This is a genomic window from Methanobrevibacter sp. (genome assembly GCF_017410345.1).
In the GTDB taxonomy this organism is placed as follows: Archaea; Methanobacteriota; Methanobacteria; order Methanobacteriales; family Methanobacteriaceae; genus Methanobrevibacter.
The window spans coordinates 16,240-35,553 of sequence record NZ_JAFQQZ010000041.1 but is presented as its reverse complement, the minus strand read 5'-3'; the positions used below and the strand labels follow the sequence as shown (position 1 = coordinate 35,553).

The 19,314-nt window shown below is 37.9% G+C and carries 15 protein-coding genes; 1 reads left to right on the top strand and 14 read right to left on the bottom strand.

The genetic code is table 11. The features are described from left to right. Positions 1-242: 242 nt before the first annotated feature. From dph5 to glnA, 8 genes are all read right to left on the bottom strand, one after another. Positions 243-1,040: a diphthine synthase gene (dph5, locus tag IJE13_RS05125; protein WP_292777863.1), complete on the bottom strand. Its 798-nt coding sequence runs from the start codon at positions 1,038-1,040 to the stop codon at positions 243-245. A 253-nt stretch (positions 1,041-1,293) separates the two neighbouring features. Next, positions 1,294-2,697 (bottom strand): MATE family efflux transporter, encoded by a 1,404-nt coding sequence (locus IJE13_RS05120; RefSeq protein ID WP_292777860.1) that lies wholly within the window; start codon positions 2,695-2,697, stop codon positions 1,294-1,296. 308 nt (positions 2,698-3,005) lie between these two features. Further along, positions 3,006-5,648, bottom strand: coding sequence for a PEP/pyruvate-binding domain-containing protein (locus IJE13_RS05115; protein ID WP_292777859.1), 2,643 nt, complete (start codon positions 5,646-5,648; stop codon positions 3,006-3,008). Between the two features lie 31 nt (positions 5,649-5,679). Further along, positions 5,680-7,161: a glutamate synthase-related protein gene (locus IJE13_RS05110; RefSeq protein ID WP_292777857.1), complete on the bottom strand. Its 1,482-nt coding sequence runs from the start codon at positions 7,159-7,161 to the stop codon at positions 5,680-5,682. Continuing rightward, entirely contained in the window at positions 7,162-8,235 is a 1,074-nt protein-coding gene (locus tag IJE13_RS05105) for a Coenzyme F420 hydrogenase/dehydrogenase, beta subunit C-terminal domain (protein ID WP_292777854.1), read from the bottom strand. It abuts the gene before it with no gap. An 11-nt stretch (positions 8,236-8,246) separates the two neighbouring features. Further along, entirely contained in the window at positions 8,247-8,870 is a 624-nt protein-coding gene (locus IJE13_RS05100; RefSeq protein WP_292777935.1) for a GXGXG domain-containing protein, read from the bottom strand. 45 nt (positions 8,871-8,915) lie between these two features. Further along, positions 8,916-9,833 (bottom strand): glutamine amidotransferase, encoded by a 918-nt coding sequence (locus IJE13_RS05095; protein ID WP_292777852.1) that lies wholly within the window; start codon positions 9,831-9,833, stop codon positions 8,916-8,918. Between the two features lie 295 nt (positions 9,834-10,128). Continuing rightward, on the bottom strand, positions 10,129-11,466 hold the full coding sequence (glnA, locus tag IJE13_RS05090) for a type I glutamate--ammonia ligase (protein WP_292777849.1): 1,338 nt from the start codon (positions 11,464-11,466) through the stop codon (positions 10,129-10,131). A 477-nt stretch (positions 11,467-11,943) separates the two neighbouring features. Here glnA and IJE13_RS05085 point away from each other — a divergent pair, with 477 nt between their 5' ends. Then, on the top strand, positions 11,944-13,041 hold the full coding sequence (locus tag IJE13_RS05085; protein WP_292777847.1) for a class I SAM-dependent methyltransferase family protein: 1,098 nt from the start codon (positions 11,944-11,946) through the stop codon (positions 13,039-13,041). Between the two features lie 86 nt (positions 13,042-13,127). Here the strand turns inward: IJE13_RS05085 and IJE13_RS05080 are convergent, their stop codons facing one another. From IJE13_RS05080 to IJE13_RS05055, 6 genes are all read right to left on the bottom strand, one after another. After that, positions 13,128-13,457 carry a cupin domain-containing protein gene (locus IJE13_RS05080; protein WP_292777844.1) on the bottom strand — a complete coding sequence of 110 codons (330 nt, stop codon included), beginning with the start codon at positions 13,455-13,457 and terminating at the stop codon, positions 13,128-13,130. Between the two features lie 24 nt (positions 13,458-13,481). Then, positions 13,482-14,441, bottom strand: coding sequence for an S-methyl-5-thioribose-1-phosphate isomerase (gene mtnA, locus IJE13_RS05075; RefSeq protein WP_292777842.1), 960 nt, complete (start codon positions 14,439-14,441; stop codon positions 13,482-13,484). Positions 14,442-14,619: 178 nt separating this feature from the next. Next, positions 14,620-15,663, bottom strand: coding sequence for an NAD(P)-dependent alcohol dehydrogenase (locus IJE13_RS05070; protein WP_292777840.1), 1,044 nt, complete (start codon positions 15,661-15,663; stop codon positions 14,620-14,622). A gap of 507 nt (positions 15,664-16,170) precedes the next feature. Further along, entirely contained in the window at positions 16,171-17,061 is an 891-nt protein-coding gene (locus tag IJE13_RS05065) for a radical SAM protein (RefSeq protein WP_292777838.1), read from the bottom strand. Between the two features lie 343 nt (positions 17,062-17,404). Next, a complete protein-coding gene (locus tag IJE13_RS05060; protein WP_292777836.1) occupies positions 17,405-17,971 on the bottom strand; it encodes a methanogenesis marker 17 protein in 567 nt (188 codons plus the stop codon). 107 nt (positions 17,972-18,078) lie between these two features. Next, complete coding sequence (locus tag IJE13_RS05055) at positions 18,079-19,314, bottom strand: methanogenesis marker 15 protein (RefSeq protein ID WP_292777834.1); 1,236 nt, start codon at positions 19,312-19,314, stop codon at positions 18,079-18,081.

Here is a 19,314-nt window from a genome sequence, read left to right as displayed (position 1 = left end):
ATTGTAAAAATAAATTTTAAAAATTTTTTAAAAGATTAGAAGCTAACAACTAACTACTATGTTCTTTCCTATTTTTTTCTCTTTTTCCATTTTTTTAAAAATTTTTACAACGATTAAAACCTATTTTTTACTATTTTTAAAAAATTTATACAAACTTAATAAAACAGCAAATTTACTATTTTTTTAAAAAAAAAAGATAATATTAATTAAAAAAATAAATCAATAAAAAAAATTTAATAAGATCAGACATCATCCAATATCTCTTTAGGGGCTCCAGCAACTTCCACCAAATATTCAGCTTCAACAATATGCAATTTGGAAGGAATTACAATGCAATGGAGAGGTCCACCAAAATCGAAATCAATGAGATCCCTGATATATCCCGCCTTTACAAGATTGTCCTTTGATCCTACCCTTGCGATTCCAATGGCCAAGCTATCCTCATCAATGAGCCCCTCATAATCAAGATTTTCCTTAATGGTCATCAGATTTTCCAATCCCTCATTTATGGTCATGTATTTGTCCTTATGGGCTTGAATATCCAAAAGGACCAATGTATGCATATCCATCTTCAGGTTCTCTTCAATCGCCATGTAAGGAGATTTAGGGAAATAATTATACTCCAAATCCGGAAATGGAATGGTTGTTACCTTACCGAACTTATATGCCTGAAGGCCTGAAATGGCTGGTGCTGAAGACAATATTGATGATCCGTGAATCACTTCAAAATCAATTCCCTTTCTTGCACATTCAACAAGGAAATCAGAATGGGTGGTTGCAATCAAAGGGTCTCCCCCGGTGATCAGTGCAACATCCATATCCTTCGCTTCCTCTAGAAAAACAGATTCCTCTTCAACTTGAGTCCTGTCAAGAACAATGATTTCCTTTCCAATGGTATCCTCAATAGCTTCAAAATTGGAACCAAACAGGCGTGAAGTGAAAAACTCGGCATAGACCTTATCAACTTTCCTTAATGCTTCCACTCCTTTTAGGGATATGTCCTTCTCATCAAATAATCCTAATCCAACCAAATAAAACATAAAATCACTTAAATAAACCATAATGAATTGTAATTTTCAAATAAGAAATAAAAATAGATTAATAAAAAAAAGGGCGCTTAATAACACAGGCCCACCATAAACCTGCTCATCACGTTAAAAAGCAACCCTTTTTACACCATACATCACCACTTTATTTTAAAAAAAAAAGCGTAGCTGTTTTATAAACAGCTAATAATATTTTATACATAAGTTATATTTAAAGGTTAGCGAAAATTCGTATACGATGAAACTATTAGTAAGCCCCATTGCCGACAGCCCTATATTCCATCCACTTGCCGCTGAAGTACCTGTAAATATAGAATCCTGCCCTTACATACCAGTCTATGAACATTGCAATCCATGTGCCGAAGACTCCAACTCCCAGGAAGTCAGCAATGACATAAGACAATCCGATCCTGCAGATGAACATAACAGACAAGCTAACGACCATAGGCCATTTGGCATCACCTGCCCCTCTGAATGTGGTTGGCAGTGTAAATGCAATCGGCCAAATCAGAACTGCAAAGATTCCATGCCAAATTATCATTTCAGAAGCCATGGAAGCAGTTGTTGGGGACAGATCATATATCTGCAATATGAATGGCAATAATGCGAATATGATCAGATTGATTCCCAAATGGGCCAGGAAGACATTTAGCAGTATTTTCTTATTATAGAATTTGGCCTGTTCATAGTCATTGCTTCCAACACAGCGTGAAATGACTGCAGTCAATCCCAGGTTTATTGCAAATCCCGGAAGGACTGAAAACACTCCAATCGCATATCCGACGGAGTTTGCAGCGATTGCCATTGTTCCGAATGTGGAAACCAAACTTAAGATCAATACTCTGCCCAATTGGAAAAGCCCATTTTCAATTCCATATGGAATCCCCACATCCAAGACCTTCCTAAGCAAGGACCAGTCAAACTTATGCCTTAATGTCCTATGGATATGTATCTCATACTTTTCCTGAAGCACAAAGCCTGTCATAACAATTGCAGCCAATGCCCTCGCAATGACGGTTGGAATGGCCACACCTTCAACTCCAAATCCAAAGACAAAAAGAAGGATTGCATTTCCGATAATGTTCAAGACATCACAAACAAACATTATCAGCATCGGAACCTTGGCGTTGCCCATTGTCCTGAATATTGCTGCCCCGCAGTTGAACAATGCGATGAATGGAATGGAGATTGCCATATAGCTCAAATAAATGTTTGCAGTGTCGAAAACATCCTGATCTATCTGGCCGAATAGGATATTGATTAAAAAGGATTTTGCAAACAAGACAAAGACTGTCATTAGAATTGCCAATATTGTTGTAAACCAAACCAATTGATCGGAAGCGTCACAGGCCTTATTTGGCTCCTTGTTTCCCAAATACTGTCCGGAAATGACAGCTCCCCCTGTAGCCAAAGCCGAAAAGCTGAATATGAGCAGCTGAACCAGAAAATCAACCAATGAAACACCAGAAATTGCAACCTCACCAAGGGATGCAACCATCATAGAGTCGGCAAGACCTACACAGAATTCCAGTGACTGTTCGATGAAAAGGGGGATGAACAAAGCCCATAAAAGCCTATTTGTAAAGAAGTATCCTCTTTCATTTGCTGTCTTATCACTTAGAATGTCAAAAAAACTTCCAAAAATGTTCATATTATTCAATCATCTTAAGAATTTATAAAATAAAAAGATTAAAAGATATATATTAATTAGTCTAAAATTCAATGAATATAAAATTAATGTTAAAAAAAGAAAGCAAAGAAGAATTAAAAGAAATGTGAAAAACAACCCCATTCAAGATAAACTCAAAAACTCAAACAGGGTCATTGATCACATTGTCCTATGTTTTGTTTTATTTGAAAAATCTTTTTTCGTGAAAAAGAACTATTGCAAATAAAAAGGCATATGTCCCGCCCGCCTGCCCGAAAACAATTAATGTTTTCCATATGAATTTGATTTGATTATTTGAAAATGCACAATGTCTCGTCCTTGTTCATGTCATGATAGAATTCTGCCTTATCCTCATCAAAGTCGATGACCTGTATCATGCCATAAATCTCATCGCTTAAGTTAGGATTTATGTCCTTCAGGATATTAGGATAATCATAGACCCTATCCCTATTGAATTCCAGCTTTTTCTCGTTTTCAAACAATGCACCATAGTAAATGTCAGCTTCCACCAAGTCCTGGAACATATGGCTTCCAAAGGACAGTTCAGGCATATAGCCAACTTCACTGTATGATTCCTCAATAATTGCAGAGAAATGGCTGATGTCTGCAAAGACTACAGGAATCCCTAACTCAGGGGAAGAAGTTCCGATTCTTCCAGGAACTATAAGAATTGCAGTCTTGCCATTATCCTTGCAATAGGCATTTATATCGCTAATCACCCTAGGTATTGAACTTTTTTGGGCATAAGGATATTCATAATACTTATGAGGATCGACATAACAGATTGTGTCTATCTTGCTCTTACGTGACATTCCCATGGAAGATTCCTTGATATGGAAGAAGACATCCTTATCCTCAGGCATCTCAATTGCTTCATTGTTTACTGAAACTTGAAGTGGTCTGCATTGCAATAGGTTCACATTGAATGAATTGTCCTCTCCAACATTGACTGTATATTCAATGTCTACAGGATAATCATATGCATTCTCCAATGTTTTCAGGATTTCCTTCATCTCGTCAATGAATTCCTGATTCTTCACAAGCCCCTCACAATTGACAAAGACTATCTCACGACGTTGTCCCCGGTCACGGAACATTCTCTCTGCCTCACGGTCATGTTCAACAAGGACCTTTTTAGCATACCTTGGGATTATGCCCAAACCTTCATCAACTGGAACATCATGCAAACTTATGTTCTTCAAGTCAATCACATCGAGGTAATGCTGGGAATACCTATGCTTTTCCTTAATGTCCTTCGCCATTGTCACTTCAGGCTTGTCAAGGTTGATGATTCTTGGATAATCCTTTTTTGTCCTGTCAACAGCCTTTGTACCAAGACCCATTACAAGCCTTAGCATTCCCTTGCTGTTGTCCATATCAGGGAGTGGAGAATATGGGCTGTATGAAAAACCTACTCCTGCAGCGGTCGGGAAGAAATAGTCTCCGTAATAGGAACCTGAAACCCTTTGAACCAAAAGGGCCATCTGCTCATCGGTATCGTCCAAGCCGTTTATTTTCCTATATTCCAAAGCTGAAATGTTCATGGTACTGGAATATACTATCTTTACCGCCTCTTCAAAAGCAGCCAATCGCTCTTCAAGACTGCCTCTGTTTACGCAAAAGACTGATTCATACTTTCCTGCAAACGCATTGCCGTATCCGTCCTCAAGGAAACTGCTTGACCTGACGATAATAGGATTCTGTCCGAAATAGTCCAATATGTTGATGAAGGCCTTTCTAATCTCATCTGAAAAGGTACCATTCTTGAGAGCTTCCTCCAATTCCTTGCCGTATTTATAATAGCCTTCAGGAGTTCTTTGCTTTACACGAAGATCCCATAGGTCATTTGAAACAATATAAGTGTAGAAGAGGTCTGAACCTATGTAAAACGAATCGTCAGGTTCAAAGTTATTATATATATCCGGACGATCCTTTTCGATTATCTTTCTTGATAGAAGCATACCACAGGTCTTACCTCCTACCAATCCACTTCCAACACGGCGGTCATAGATTGTGATGTAGTCCTCAAAAGTGAAGTATTCCTTGATTTTGGAAAGCATCCTCTCATCTTTTGTCATCATCAGCTCACAGATCTTATCGCATTCATCATCGATATTCTCCCCATCGGCATACTTCATTCTTACCTGAAGCATATATCTTTCCCAGCTGTCCAGGATCTGCTCGTTATGATGTTTGTTTGAATCATTGATGGTCTTATAGTATTTGCTGACCTCCTGTCCATCCTGCAAGACCTTGACAAAACCGGTATTAGGATTGAACTTATGTCCTAGGAACATGGTTTGGGAATACCTGTTCCATACCTTAAGAGGAGAAACATAAACTTCCTCAGGACTGTTTGAGTATACATTCAGGAAGAGCTGTGTTGTTTCACGAATCTTAGCGATTGCATCATAGGAATGCCTTCCGCGGATAATAGGGAAATAAGCGACGGTGTCAAGCTTGAATAGAAACGGACATGTCACCCTAAAGAAATTACCCATCATCAAGTCTGTTGACCAAACGGCCTGAAGGTCGCTTAAGCAGTCAAAGACATAGAAAGCATCAAAGCCTTCCTTTTCGATGATTCTGCGAACTTCCAAAGTGAATGTTTCAAATTGATTGTATGGATTTACCTTATATATCTTAATCCCATCACGCTCTATCATAGCGAATTCGCTGTCGGGATTGTTCTCTTCAATCTCAAGCAGCCTGAAATCCTCATCTGTCATTTCCACCAATGGCGGATGATAAGAGAAGCGAATGTATATCAAGTTCCGGCCATCCTCTTTTGCCTGCTTTACATAAGGATCCACAAAGTAAGAAAATTCATTTAGATTTGTTACATTCCATACTACATTATCCCCTAAACGAATATTGTCCAAAGCTTCATCAAGCCCAGGAATCCCTGATTTGATTCTTTCGAATGCAGCCATAATAATATCTCCTAATCTTTTTAAAATTAAATTATCCTCTAACCATTGGAACTCCTGTCAATTGTGAAGCTTCCATAGTCAATGCAACCAAGTCTTGACGTTCAAGATTTTCAATGTCAGTGTTACCGGCCTGTTGGGTCAGTGATGTCACTTCCTGAGTCATTGCCTCTATATAGTTTGCAACTTGCTGACCTTTTCTTATAGGGTCCAATCTTCTTCTAAGTGCCCTATCCTGTGTAGCAATTCCTTTAGGGCAGATTCCTTCAGAACAGGATTGGCAGACCTTGCATCCTATTGAAATCAATGCAGAGGTAGCGATATATACAGCATCTGCACCTAAAGCTATTGCCTTAGCCACATCAGCTCCAGACCTTATTCCTCCAGCAGCCACAAGGCTCACTTCACTTCTTAAGTTAATGTCCTTAAGGGCATCATCAGCCTTTACGATTGCCTCGATTGTAGGAATACCTGCATGTTCTGTGACTACCTCAGGCCCTGCACCTGTTCCACCTTGCATACCATCGACTACAATAATGTCCGCACCAGCCTTTGCAGCGATCTTGACATCCTGCTCAACCCTACCTGATGCGAATTTAACGATGATTGGTATTTTCCAGTCGGTGATTTCCCTTAACTGATTGATCTTCATTCCTAAATCCTCAGGCCCGACAATATCCATATGTCTTGCAGGGCTTAATGCGGAGGTTCCTTCCGGAATGTTTCTAACCCTGGCAACTTCTGCAGTAACCTTATGGGAAAGCAAATGTCCTCCCATACCGGATTTCGCACCTTGACCTATCTTTATCTCTACAGCTTCCGCATTGTTCAAATAGCTTGCTGAAACACCGAAACGGCCTGATGCATACTGGGCAATCAATTTGTCGGCATAATGCCTTTCCTCAGGAAGCATTCCCCCTTCACCGGTATTGGTGATTGTGCCTACCTTGCTGCTTCCAATAGCCAATGCTATCTTTGCTTCCTTGCTTAAAGCACCGAAGGACATTGCACCAATCATGATTGGAGTGTCAATTTCAATCGGATTTTCCGCAAACCTGTCTCCAAGGACTACGGAAGTCTTGCATGTTTCCCTATATGAGTCTATTGGAGGCCTTGATACCTGTGCAGGCAATATGCTTAAGTCATCGAATGTTGGGATTCTTCTGGTGAGTCCGCAACCTCTGACCTTATATGCTCCGGTTTGGCTTTTACGTTTGATTTCAACCATTGTTGAATTTGACCAGACTCCTCTTCCCTCATCAACGAGAGGCCTTACATATATCGCATGTGTCGGACACATCTCTTCACAGATCTTGCACCCTACACAGTTTTCCTGATGTATAGGCAATGGTTCGTCATTGATCACTTCATATACGCCATGAGGACAGTTTGAATAGCAGCTGTAACAGTTCTTACATGAGGATTTGTGTGGATTGTCACATAAGTACCAGCAGCAGCCAGGCCTATCATTGCTCTGCTTGCATATCTCCAATTTTCTTTCAACAGTGAATGACATTTATTCTGCCCCCTCTTTCAAATTGATTAATGGCTTAAATACCGGACAGACAGAATATTTTGTTCCTCCGGACCTTACAACCTCATCAATTGCTTTTGTTAGCTTTGCATAAGGTTTCCAAGCCAACTCATCCTTCTTATCTACAACAAGCACATCTGTCACTATATCATTGGTCAAGAGATAGTCAAGCATTGTTGTTACAATTGAACCGTCCTGACCTTGGGTGTGCTTAAGGGATCTGACTGTCAGGACTTTAATGAAATCGCCGATAGGTTTTGAATTGTCATTTCTCAAGTCCTCATGTATGAAGGTTCTTGGACAGACTGCAAAGCATGCATGGCAGTCTTCTGGGCATTCCCCTTTCATTCTTGGTTTTGTATCGTCAATTGTTATCAGATTGTCAGGACAGACATATTCACATGCCCCACAGAGCACACATGATCCGACATCAATGACATTTGACTTCAAATCTGAGAAATTGGACTGTGAAATGTCCTTGTCGATTGCATCGTCTGCCTTTTCCCTTTGGTATAATACAGGCCTAGCCAGGAATTCCCTTTCTTCAATTCTCTCAAGATTTTTGCTTATTTTGCTTTCAGCAATCTTGTTCAGCAAATCAAATTGTGCTTCATTGAACTCTTTGGCTTCAATGAATTTCTGTTCTATTGCTCCATTGACTATTTCCTCACCTTTTTCAGTTCTGATTATCAATGTTGACCATCCATCTTCAGATCCTATGGAACCTATTGAAATGTCAGAGGTCTCAGATGTCAGTTCAACACATATGTTACAGTTTTTTCTAATTATCCTTTTAGCTACAGAGAGAGGTATCTTCACTGTTTGCTTGGTTTTCAACAGCAAGAATACGAACCCTTTCTCAATTTGGAATTTTTCAATGTCCTCCATTTTCAAGTCATACTCTTTCAAGAGATTGACAAAGTACTTATATGAAAAATTCTCCATACAGAATAAGCCCAGTTTAACATCAATAGGGCTATCTGCATAGTCTTGTAGTTTGGATGCAGCCATGATCTGGCATGGTGTTCCAACAAAAGCTATCCTATTTTCACTCATTCTTTCAGCTCCTATTGCATGTTAACTATTTTTTTGAAATTTCCATAATCCTCGTCGCTTAGTTCGAAGCCATATTCCTCTAGGATTTCCTTAAGCTCATCCTTATCTTCAGCTGTGATTTCCTTCATTATGGCATTTTTCCCCAAGCTTTTCACATTACCAAGAACATATATTGTTCCTCTCATGATAGATTCGCCGACATCCTCGGTTACATCGCCAAGTATTATGAGCCTGCCCCCCATCATAAGAAGTCCTGTCATGAATCCGCTGTTTCCACCGATTATGACGGTTCCACCTTTCATGATCTCTCCGGTTCTTGAGCCAACGTTTCCTTTCACTATGACTGTGCCTCCATAGATTCCCTGTCCTGCACCGTCACCTGCTGTACCTTCAATGACCAACTCTCCATCGGTCATGTTGTCGCCGGCAAACCAGCCTGCATTTCCGTTGATGTGTATCCTTGGCCCGTGAACCATTGTTCCGACAAAATATCCTGCAGAGCCGTTGATCTCTATCTCCACATCCTCAGTCAGTCCTGCACAGATATTGTGTCTGGAATCCGGATTGTTGATGATTAGTTTATCATTATTGAGAGCTTGTTCCTTTATGGTACGATTAAATTCCTTCTCATCCATATCATTTGCATCTATAACATATTCATTCAAAGAAAAGCCCCCTTATCAGATGGTGTAAGCTCTTGTTTCCCCAGGAGCTATCTGTTCTATTTCGTCTGAATCGGTAACGTCATGCAATGCCATTTCCTCTGAAGCCACTGCAAAGATCTCATCGGTTTCAACCATTACCCCTGGTCTGAGACCAAGCTTGTCCTTTGCAATTCCAATGCCGTTAGGTGTTCCGACCAATATTGAAAATGGACCGTCCAAATCGATTACTGCCTGTTCCAAAGCCTCTTCCAACTTATATCCTTGGTCAAGCTTGTCAGCCATGTAATGGACAATGCACTCTGTGTCATTGAATGATTCGAAAGTGTGTCCTTTTCTTTCCAATGGGTCTCTGATTTTCCAGTAATTGGTGATCTGGCCATTGTGCACTACAGTGATATCCGGTATGATGTAGCTTTGATATGGGTGTGCATGATAACGGTCAACGCCACTTTCTGTTGCAAAACGGGTATGGCCTATTCCATGTGTTCCCATTCTGCTTGGGACATCAAACCGTTCCGCAATGTCCTTAACCTTTCCAGTGTCCTTAATCATTTCAAATGAGTGTGAACCGTTGATTACCCTTACATTCTTCAATTCATCTATTTCCTCAATGCAAGGTTTTAAAAGAGAATACTCATCCAATGCAATTTTGCATTTATATACATCTGAGTCTCCGACAGACTCGATCAATTGCTCTTCGAATATTGGACTTATTTGATTCAATAGTGATTTTAAATTGTCTAATGCTCCTCTTTTTCTTTTGACTTCAATGTTTAACTGATAATAGTTTTCAGGAAAATCCAGACTGCCGTAGATAGCATATCCTGCTGAATCCGGACCTCTATGCTGTAAGGATTCAAGCATTGATGTCAATGCTTCCCCGACAGGGTGAGTTTTTTTATCTTTGTATATTACACCTGCTATTCCGCACATTTTCTTACCTCCATAAAATGATCGGTGAATACACGTACATATGCCTAATATATACTAATTCTTCTAAAATTACAATATGCCTTTTAAAAAAAAAAAATAAAAAATAATTTTACAATATGCCCTTAAAAAATAATTCTAAAATTACATATGCCTAAAAATAATAATTTTAAAATTGATTGGCAGTCAAGTTAAAGAGGAACCTTAATCTTGACTACCAATATATTCAAAAAAGGAATAGTCTAAAGGGAAAAGTCTAAACGTTCAAAACTCTTCTCTTTCATGTCTGATAAGAATTCTAAACATCTAAATACTGATCTCTTTCATAATCGAACACTTGGATTCTGTAAGCATCCCATTCAGCTCTTTTGATGGTATAGAATTGATTGAAGACTTTTTCACCAAGAGCGTTCTTGACTACATCATCCTTCTCCAATGCATGGTATGCTTCCCATAAGCTTGTAGGCAAGGTTTGAATTCCCTTTTGGACAATCTCATCTTCGGAGTATGCGAACAAGTTGTCTTCTGTTGGTTCGCCAGGGTCCATCTTATTGTCCAAACCGTCAAGACCTGCTTCAAGCAATACTGCAAATGCCAAGTATGGGTTACATGATGGGTCAGGTGATCTGCATTCGATTCTTGTACCTAATCCACGGGATGCAGGAATTCTTAATAATGTTGATCTGTTTTTAAAACCGTAAGCTACATAACATGGTGCTTCGTAACCTGGAACCAAACGTTTATAGGAGTTGACTGTTGGGGATAGGATTGCAGATAATGCTTGTGCATGTTTCAATAATCCTCCAATGAAGTACAATGCTTCCTGTGAAATTTGGTTTTCAGTGTTTGGATCATAAAAGATGTTTTCCCCATCCTTAAATAGGCTTTGGTTACAATGCATTCCACTACCATTGATTCCCAAGAATGGTTTTGGCATGAATGTTGCCTTGAATCCTAAGTTATGAACCACTGCTTTTACAGCTTCCTTGAATGTTATAACAGCATCAGCTGTTTTTAAAGCGTCTGCATATTTGAAGTCGACTTCGTGTTGACCTGCTGCCACTTCGTGGTGGCTTACTTCCACATCGAAACCTAATTGTTCCAAACCGAATACGATTTCCCTTCTTATGTCAGTACCTTGGTCTAATGGTTCAACATCGAAGTATTCAGCTTCGTCTGCAGGTATGTAATTTCCTTCCCCATCCTCTTTTATGATGAAGAATTCTGGTTCAGGCCCTAAATTAAATTGGTATCCTCTTTTTTCTGCTTTTTCCAATGCTTTTTTAAGCACTCCTCTTGGGTCTCCATCGTATGGTTTTCCATCTGTAGTGAAAACGTCACATATGAATCTACCAGTACCTTTTGATTCAGGTCTCCATGGAATTGTTGAGAAAGTGTTAATATCTGGTTTCGCAAGCAAATCACTGTCATTGATTGAAGCTAATCCTGCTATTGATGAACCGTCAAATAACAATCCGTCATTCACTATATCTTCAATGTCATCAGCTTTCTTAAGAGGAACTGCCATGCTTTTTGGCAATCCATGAATATCTGATAGTTGCAATTTCAAAAATTTTACATCGTTTTCTTCGACTGTTTTAATAATTTGGTCTAATTTATTGTCTTTTTCTGACATTTTGTCACATCCTTTTTTGAGTATATTATCCATTTATTTGACAAATGGAATGTGGAAACCCTTTTTTGGCCATATGAATTTGATTCAATTCATAGTCGGAAGGAACCTTCCTTCCTACTATAGTTTATAATTTTTCATATATAAATATTTTGGAAAAAAAACAAAAAATGAACAAAAAAGATCATGAACTTAATTGAACTAATAAAAATTAAATCATGAAAAATAATTAAAAAGTGAGGGTGAAATAATGATGGATGGTAAGAAATAATAAAAAATAAAAAAATTAAGATAATATTAAAAATAATAAAAATTAAATATTTATTAAAAGAGAAAAAATCAATTAAGACAAAGAATTAATAGTAAAAATCAGCTTGGAAAAAACTATCAGTTTAAATAAAATAACGGTTGATTAAATTAAAATCATATACTGTAAATAATAAAATTATTAATCATAAAACTAATTTAATTAAAGATACTATGTTAACCATAAAAATTCCAGTGCAAAATATAGAGGCAACAAGACAAATTGTGCTAAAACATAAGATTATTGACTATGACTATAAGATAAAAGTCGAAAATGGTTTCGGACATATTCCCATCAAAGAAGGGACAGATGAGGAAGTGCTTTCAAAAGTGATGGAAGAGTGCAAGGAAGAAATCATTAAGCAAAATGAGAATTATACAATCGAAATTATGGATTTAAACGCCAATGAAGACCTTGAAACTGTAAAGAGATTTCCAAGAAGCATAACAGAACTTCTCAAAGACAAGTTAAGTGAAGAGGAAATTGAAGAGCTTAAAAAATCCTTTGACATTATTGGAGACATTGTCATTGTAGAGATTCCAGAAGATCTTGAAGTTCATAAGAATGAAATAGGCCAAGCCACTCTCCAATTCACTAAACGAAAAACTGTGTATATGAAAAAAAGTGCAGTCAAAGGCGTTACAAGGGTTAGAGAACTTGAGCTTATTGCTGGAGAGGATAATCCTATCACAATCCATAAGGAGCATGGCACAAGATTGAAATTGGATGTTAAAAACGTTTACTTCTCTCCAAGACTTGCAACTGAAAGGAAAAGGGTTCAGGAAGCTTGTGAAGATGGAGAGGAAATACTTGACATGTTTGCAGGAATCGGTCCGTTTCCAATTGTAATAGCTCATGAAAAGAATGTCAACATCACTGCAGTGGACATTAATGAGTATGCGATCAAATACTTAAATGAGAATATCAAGTTAAATAAGTTGGCACCTAATGCCCACATAACTGCAATATGTGGAAATACCAACGAAGTTGCATTAAATGAATTGAAGGATAAAAAATTTGATAGGCTCATAATGAATCTTCCAGGATTAGCACCGGAATTCTTAGATTTGGCAGTATCATTATGCAAGGAAGGGGGAGTAATCCACTACTACGAATTTTCCGATGGATTTTCACAAGGTATAGAAAGAGCGCAAATAGCTTGTGAGAGGCAAAATAAGAAAGTTGAAATACTCAATACCCGTAAAGTTAAATCCTCAAGTCCCGGAATGTGGCATGTAGCTATTGATTGTAAAGTAACTGATGAAAAATAGATAATGCAATTAGAAATTTTATCTAATTAAAAAAAATTTTAAAAATAGAAATTAAAAATAATAAAAAGAAAAATAAAAATAAAATATTATTTTTGAGGAACTACAGTATAAAACACCAAATCCTCCTCACCAGCATTTATTATGGAATGAGTGGATCCCTTTGGACAAACATGACAAGTTCCAGCTTTTAAAATCTCTTCAGAATCATCACATATTGCAATCCCTTCACCATAAACAATGAAATTTATATCATCATTTGTTTCCTGAAGATGAGGTCCAATTGATGATTTAGGTGGAATAACAGTTTTAATAAATCTTCCACAATCATTCACATCCATTTTTGCAATTACCTTTCCTTCCCCACCATTCATATTTGGAATTGTGATTTCTGAAAGTTCATTAAAATCAATTAACATTTTCTTCACCCTATCGAAAGAATATTAGAAAAGTTCCTTAAAGTCCTTTTCTAAATTGTTTAAGTCAATTACTCCTTTTTCTGTAATGATTCCGGTAATCAAGTCTTTAGGAACAATATCAAAAGCAGGGTTGATAACTTCAGTTCCTTCGGGACAGATCCTTGCACCGCCATAATAGATCACTTCATTTGGGTCCCTTTCTTCAATGACTGTATCATAGATGGAAATCTCCTTATCAAAGGTACTGAATGGAGCTGCTATATAGAACGGAATGTCAAATCTTTTAGCTGCAAGAGCAACCATAAATGAACCTATCTTATTTGCAATTCCATCATAAGCAACCCTGTCTGCACCGATTACAACCTTATCAATCTTGCCGATTGACATAAGGTACCCGCTTGCCACATCTGGAATCAACTTTACAGGAATTCCTTCCTGCTGCATCTCCCATACGCTTAAGCTTGCACCCTGTCCCCTTGGACGGGTTTCATCACAGATCACTTGAATATCCTTTCCCTGATTGAAGGCAGAACGGAAAACACCTAATGCAGTACCATAGTCCACACATGCAAGGGCTCCAGCATTGCAGTGAGTGAGAACGGTATCTCCATCATCGATAAGCTCTGCACCATATTCGCCAATGGCAAGGTTTGTATTGATGTCTTCACCAGCCATTGCCATTGCCTCATTCAACATGTTGTCGGCTTTCATGACCCTATCCACTGCCCACATAAGATTGACAGCAGTTGGCCTTGCATTCTTCATCTCAACTGCAACTTTTTCCATATCCTCTCCAGCCAATTGGGCAAGCGCCATACCGAAAGCTGCTGAAACTCCAATAGCTGGAGCTCCACGAACAACCATGGTCTTGATTGCATCTATGACTTCCTCATAAGTGCTACAATAGACATAAGTCAGTTCATCCGGCAATTTGGTTTGATCTATAAGCTTTAATTTATTGTCTTCCCATTCTAAAGTTCTCATAATAATCACATGATAAGAATAATTGAATTTATTAATAAAAATTGTTAAAATACAATAAAATATTGGTCTTTTTTAAATAAATAACTTATTATAAAATATTTGAAAAAAATGAGAAAATAATAAAAAAAGAAACTAAAAATAAAAAAAAGTAAAAAAAGGACAATATGTCCTTTATAATTTATTCATCGAATTCTTCAAAGGTGATAACAGCTCTTCCTTCAACTCTTCCGTTTCTCAAGTCGTCAAGAGCGTCAAGAACCTTACTGAATGGATATTGTTGGGCTTCGACCTTGATCTTGCCGGCCTTTGCCAAGTCCATGATTTCGTAAAGGTCAGTGATTGTTCCACCTTGAGTCAATCTTACCATTACACCAGGCTTAATGGTGGTCCAGCTTACAGGGAGTGTTCCTCCACCAAGACCTAAAATGGAAATGAGACCTAATCCTTTGGTGATTTGTGCTGCAAGCTCTAAGGTGTTGTCTCTACCTACAAAGTCGAATACAGCGTCTACACCTTTACCGTCAGTGAGTTCCATGATCTTGTCATACGCATTGTCATCTAATACAACCAATTCGTCAGCACCGTAGTTGACCATCTTAGCCATTTTTTCAGCTGATCTGTTAACTACAATTACACGAGCGGAAGTTGTCAATGCCAAGTATTGGCAGCAGTAGAATCCGAGTCCACCTACACCGATAACAACTGCAGTACCATTGTTTGGGATGAATGGCTTTGCGGTTTGAACAGCACCATATGGGGATAGACCTGCATCAGCCAATGCCACATATTCTGTAGGGTCAAGGTCACCTAAAGGTGCGACTTCCCTTGCATCGGCAATCATATATTCTGCCATACCTCCGTCTTCCTTAAGACCACGTGCACTTGCAACTTCACAGAAGTTGTCACGACCGGAAAGACAGTATTGACATTTACCGCATGCATGCAATGTGTCTACAATAACGTTTTGTCCAACCTCAACAGTGTCCACTCCAGGTCCAAGTTTTACAACTTCCCCTGCATTTTCGTGACCGAATGTGAATGGTCCTTCAAATGGGACTGTGATGAAACCTTCATCAATAACTTCAAGGTCAGTTCTGCACATTCCTGCACCTTTCATTTTAATTAAGATTTCTCCAAAAGTAGGTTCAGGTATAGGTACTTCCTCCATTACAGGAGGTTTTCCTAATTCATTGATTCTCCAAGCTTTCATTGTTCCAGCCATTTTTAAATCTCCTTTTAATTTTATTCATCAAATTGCAATTCAATGAATCAAGTTTCGAAAAACTTTCGTTTAATGCACAGATTAAACTTAATTGATTATTTATATTTTGAAATATTTAAATATTTTCAAATAATTTTACAAAAGACTAAACTACATTTAATTATTTAAGAATGTTTTATTATTTTGTTTATTATTTTATTAAACTTATTAAACAAATAAGCAATACTAAAATTAGAAGTTTATTAGTATTATAAAAAAAATTATATGAAAATTAAAAACTGAACAAAATAAAATAATAAAAATAGCGAAAAATAGTAAACAAACATTGATAAAAACTATGAAAAATAATATAAAAGAATAAAAAAATAGAAAAAAACTATAAAATTAACTATTCAAAAAAATACATTAAAAAATAGAAAAGAACTATAGACTTAACTATTCAAAAAGAATAAATTAAAAAAAGAAAAATAGGAAAAAGATCCTATTTGAAGTAAAAATTATAATCACTTAATAGTGAGACTGAGGAGCGTTTCCTAAGTGATGGTCCTCATGTTTCTTTCCAGGAATTCCATAAGCATCCGCTCTGCATTGAGTGCATGCCCTGAATACAGGAAGGTATTCCTCCACATCACTACGTGCCTTTTCAATCTCTCCACATCCAGGTCTTGGATAGTCAGCCATCTTATTCAATGGAATGAGTGGCAAGACATTCACCAGATCTGCTCCGCATTCCTTTACGGTTTTAGCGATTTCCACAATATGCTCATCGTTCAATCCAGGGATAAGAACAATATTGACTTTCACTACAATACCAAGTTCTGAAACCTTTCTGATTCCTTCCAATTGATTTCTGGAAAGGATTTCAGCTGCTTCAAGTCCCTTATAAGCTTTGCCTTCATAGACTATGAATCCGTTGATCTCCTTTAATATCTCCGGGTCCACTGCATTGACTGTGACAGTGACAGTATTTACACCAAGCTCTGCAAGCCTTTTCGCATACTTTGGAAGCAAGAGACCGTTTGTACTCATACATTTGATTAGGTCTGGCTTCACCTCATTGATCTTTTCAAAGAATTCAAAGGTAGCCTCATTAGCCAAGGAATCTCCAGGACCTGCAACCCCCACTACAGTGATTGCACTGTCTTCGGTTACCTTCAATACATGTTCCACTGCGGCGTCCGCATCCATGATTGAACCTGCAACACCAGGCCTGTCCTCATCAGTATTAATTGATCTTATACAGAAATTACATCCAATGTTACATTTAGGAGCAATCGGCACATGGACTCTACCTACCTTATCATGCAACTTTTCATTATAACATGGATGCACTTTTGTAATGTGTGCAAATTTTGCACCCTTATGACTTCCTCCACAAGTTATATCTTTTTTAGTCATAGCAATACCTCAACACAATATTTTAATTAATTTTAATTAATTTTAAATAATTTTAAATAATTTTAATTATTCATCATTTTAATTAACTTAATTTTTTCTCCAATTTTATTATCCCACTACAATTTACAAATTTTATTCGTTTAGACTTAAACTTATAACTATCGTTATAAACTGTATAGTATTTAAAGCTTTCTATTTGTTCCTAATACATACGAACAAATTTTTGAAATATCCGAACTGTTCTTAAAAAACCATTAAAAATTGGACAAAAAATTAAAACAACCCCAAAAAAATGAAAATCTAATGATTGAAAAAAAATAAATAAGATTAAATCAAAAAAGATTTAATCCCAAGTCTTTGGAGTATTCAATTCTACAATATACTCTTCAGCCTTTTCAACCCATTCGTCCTTGATGAGCTCATCAGTTGCAATGACGGAAACTATATCATCACGGGAAATGTCCTTCATTATCTTAAATCCTTCAGGAACTATCCTGAATATCGCATCATAGATTCTTCTTTTAAGATTCTGTTGAGGATCATCCACCACCAAGTCTGAAACATTATGCTGTCCAGGCAAGTGAATGACATATCTGCTTGGCTGATGAACGTTTTCCCGGCCATTGGTTTCCCAAAGCTTTCTAAGAATATGAGGGAGATAATTCTCATTGTCAATCAGGACAACTGTGGTGTCATCTTCAGCTTCATAGTTAACTTTAGCCACTTCCTTTAAGGTAATGTGCTTGGAAGTCTTTCTCATCTTAATGGCTATGATGAAGCAAACCTCATCTGGATTGACATAAGCCCTCATGTCATCAATGGAAGGTGGCAAGACCAAATCCTGCAGGATTTGTCTGATGATCATATCGTAGACTTTTGCTCCTTCCGGGTCATTTGATTCTATATACATATAATCACTCTATTAAAATAATATTAATTATAAAAAATATTTATAAAAAAATTGAAAATTAGAAAAAATATTTCATAATAAATATTAGAACTAATTTCAATAATTAATTATTCATGTCTATTTCCCATACCGGATACAAGCAATGCCGCACCTACAGCACCGATATGTTGTGAGTATTCCGGTACGATGACTTCAATTCCACCTAAGGTTTCACTTACAGCTTCAACAAGCCCAGAAATCAAACTTGTTCCACCTACTTGGATTAAAGGTTCACGAATGTCGATTTCCTGCAATTGCTGTTCGTATACCTGTTCGGATACGGAGTGACATGCAGCAGCTGCAACATCTGCCTTTGAACCTCCAGCAGCAAGAGTGGTAACCAAGTCTTGAATACCGAATACAATACAGTAGGAGTTCAGCATAGCCTTTCTCCAGTCACCTTGCACCGCAAGTGGGCCAAGCTCTGTAATGTCAACATCCAACCTTCTGGAAGTCATGTCCAGGAATCTTCCGGATGCACCTGCACAGATACCTCCCATAGTGAAGTTATCTGGAATACCATTGTTTACGGTAATTACCTTGTTGTCCATACCACCGATATCCAATACGGTAGCTTCACCTTTCTGGCAATCCGCCAAGTATACTGCACCTTTTGCGTTTACAGACAATTCCTCTTGGATAAGCTCTGCTCCGAATTCCTGACCCATTGTGAATCTGCCGTAACCGGTGGTTCCTATTCCGTCAACATCTTCCCATTTGTAGCCGGTGCCTTCAAATGCCTCTGCAGCTGCAGTCTGGGCAGATGCAATGATGTCCTTTGTAGCGGTCCAACCGGTTCCAATAACCTTGTTGTTTTCCATAAGCACCGCTTTTGTTGTTGTTGAACCTGAGTCAAGTCCAAGGGTAAGACCCTCTTGCTTTTCACGGGCAAGAATGCTTCTTCTTGTAACGGTAGTTGCCAATGCTTCCATACGGATAAAGAGCTCATCCGCTTTGGTTCTTTCAGTAAATGAATAGGTAACTACTGGAATACGGGTATTGTTTTGAATGAAACGTCTTACTTCGTTTCTTACCAATGCTCCTTCCGCACATCTGAAACAGGTTGCAATGAATACCGCATCAGGCTTGCACTTTCCTTCGACAATGGACATTGCCCTTGCTATCATAAGCTTCAAGCTTGAGCTTTGAGCGGAGAAACCGAATTTCTCATAAGCCTCATTGATGTAATCCAAATCAATTTCAGGAAGAATGATTTCCGCTCCGAACTTAAGAGCTGCCTTTTCGATTTCCTTTTGGATACCACTGTATTCGGTACCGCAGGAAACCAATGCTATCTGTACCAT

What these genes read in the sequence shown, in the direction of transcription:
- dph5 (WP_292777863.1), bottom strand. Translation starts at nt 1,040, where the DNA reads ATGTTTTATTTGGTTGGATTAGGATTATTTGATGAGAAGGACATATCC.
- IJE13_RS05120 (WP_292777860.1), bottom strand. Translation starts at nt 2,697, where the DNA reads ATGAACATTTTTGGAAGTTTTTTTGACATTCTAAGTGATAAGACAGCA.
- IJE13_RS05115 (WP_292777859.1), bottom strand. Translation starts at nt 5,648, where the DNA reads ATGGCTGCATTCGAAAGAATCAAATCAGGGATTCCTGGGCTTGATGAA.
- IJE13_RS05110 (WP_292777857.1), bottom strand. Translation starts at nt 7,161, where the DNA reads ATGTCATTCACTGTTGAAAGAAAATTGGAGATATGCAAGCAGAGCAAT.
- IJE13_RS05105 (WP_292777854.1), bottom strand. Translation starts at nt 8,235, where the DNA reads ATGAGTGAAAATAGGATAGCTTTTGTTGGAACACCATGCCAGATCATG.
- IJE13_RS05100 (WP_292777935.1), bottom strand. Translation starts at nt 8,870, where the DNA reads ATGGATGAGAAGGAATTTAATCGTACCATAAAGGAACAAGCTCTCAAT.
- IJE13_RS05095 (WP_292777852.1), bottom strand. Translation starts at nt 9,833, where the DNA reads ATGTGCGGAATAGCAGGTGTAATATACAAAGATAAAAAAACTCACCCT.
- glnA (WP_292777849.1), bottom strand. Translation starts at nt 11,466, where the DNA reads ATGTCAGAAAAAGACAATAAATTAGACCAAATTATTAAAACAGTCGAA.
- IJE13_RS05085 (WP_292777847.1), top strand. Translation starts at nt 11,944, where the DNA reads ATGTTAACCATAAAAATTCCAGTGCAAAATATAGAGGCAACAAGACAA.
- IJE13_RS05080 (WP_292777844.1), bottom strand. Translation starts at nt 13,457, where the DNA reads ATGTTAATTGATTTTAATGAACTTTCAGAAATCACAATTCCAAATATG.
- mtnA (WP_292777842.1), bottom strand. Translation starts at nt 14,441, where the DNA reads ATGAGAACTTTAGAATGGGAAGACAATAAATTAAAGCTTATAGATCAA.
- IJE13_RS05070 (WP_292777840.1), bottom strand. Translation starts at nt 15,663, where the DNA reads ATGGCTGGAACAATGAAAGCTTGGAGAATCAATGAATTAGGAAAACCT.
- IJE13_RS05065 (WP_292777838.1), bottom strand. Translation starts at nt 17,061, where the DNA reads ATGACTAAAAAAGATATAACTTGTGGAGGAAGTCATAAGGGTGCAAAA.
- IJE13_RS05060 (WP_292777836.1), bottom strand. Translation starts at nt 17,971, where the DNA reads ATGTATATAGAATCAAATGACCCGGAAGGAGCAAAAGTCTACGATATG.
- IJE13_RS05055 (WP_292777834.1), bottom strand. Translation starts at nt 19,314, where the DNA reads ATGGTACAGATAGCATTGGTTTCCTGCGGTACCGAATACAGTGGTATC.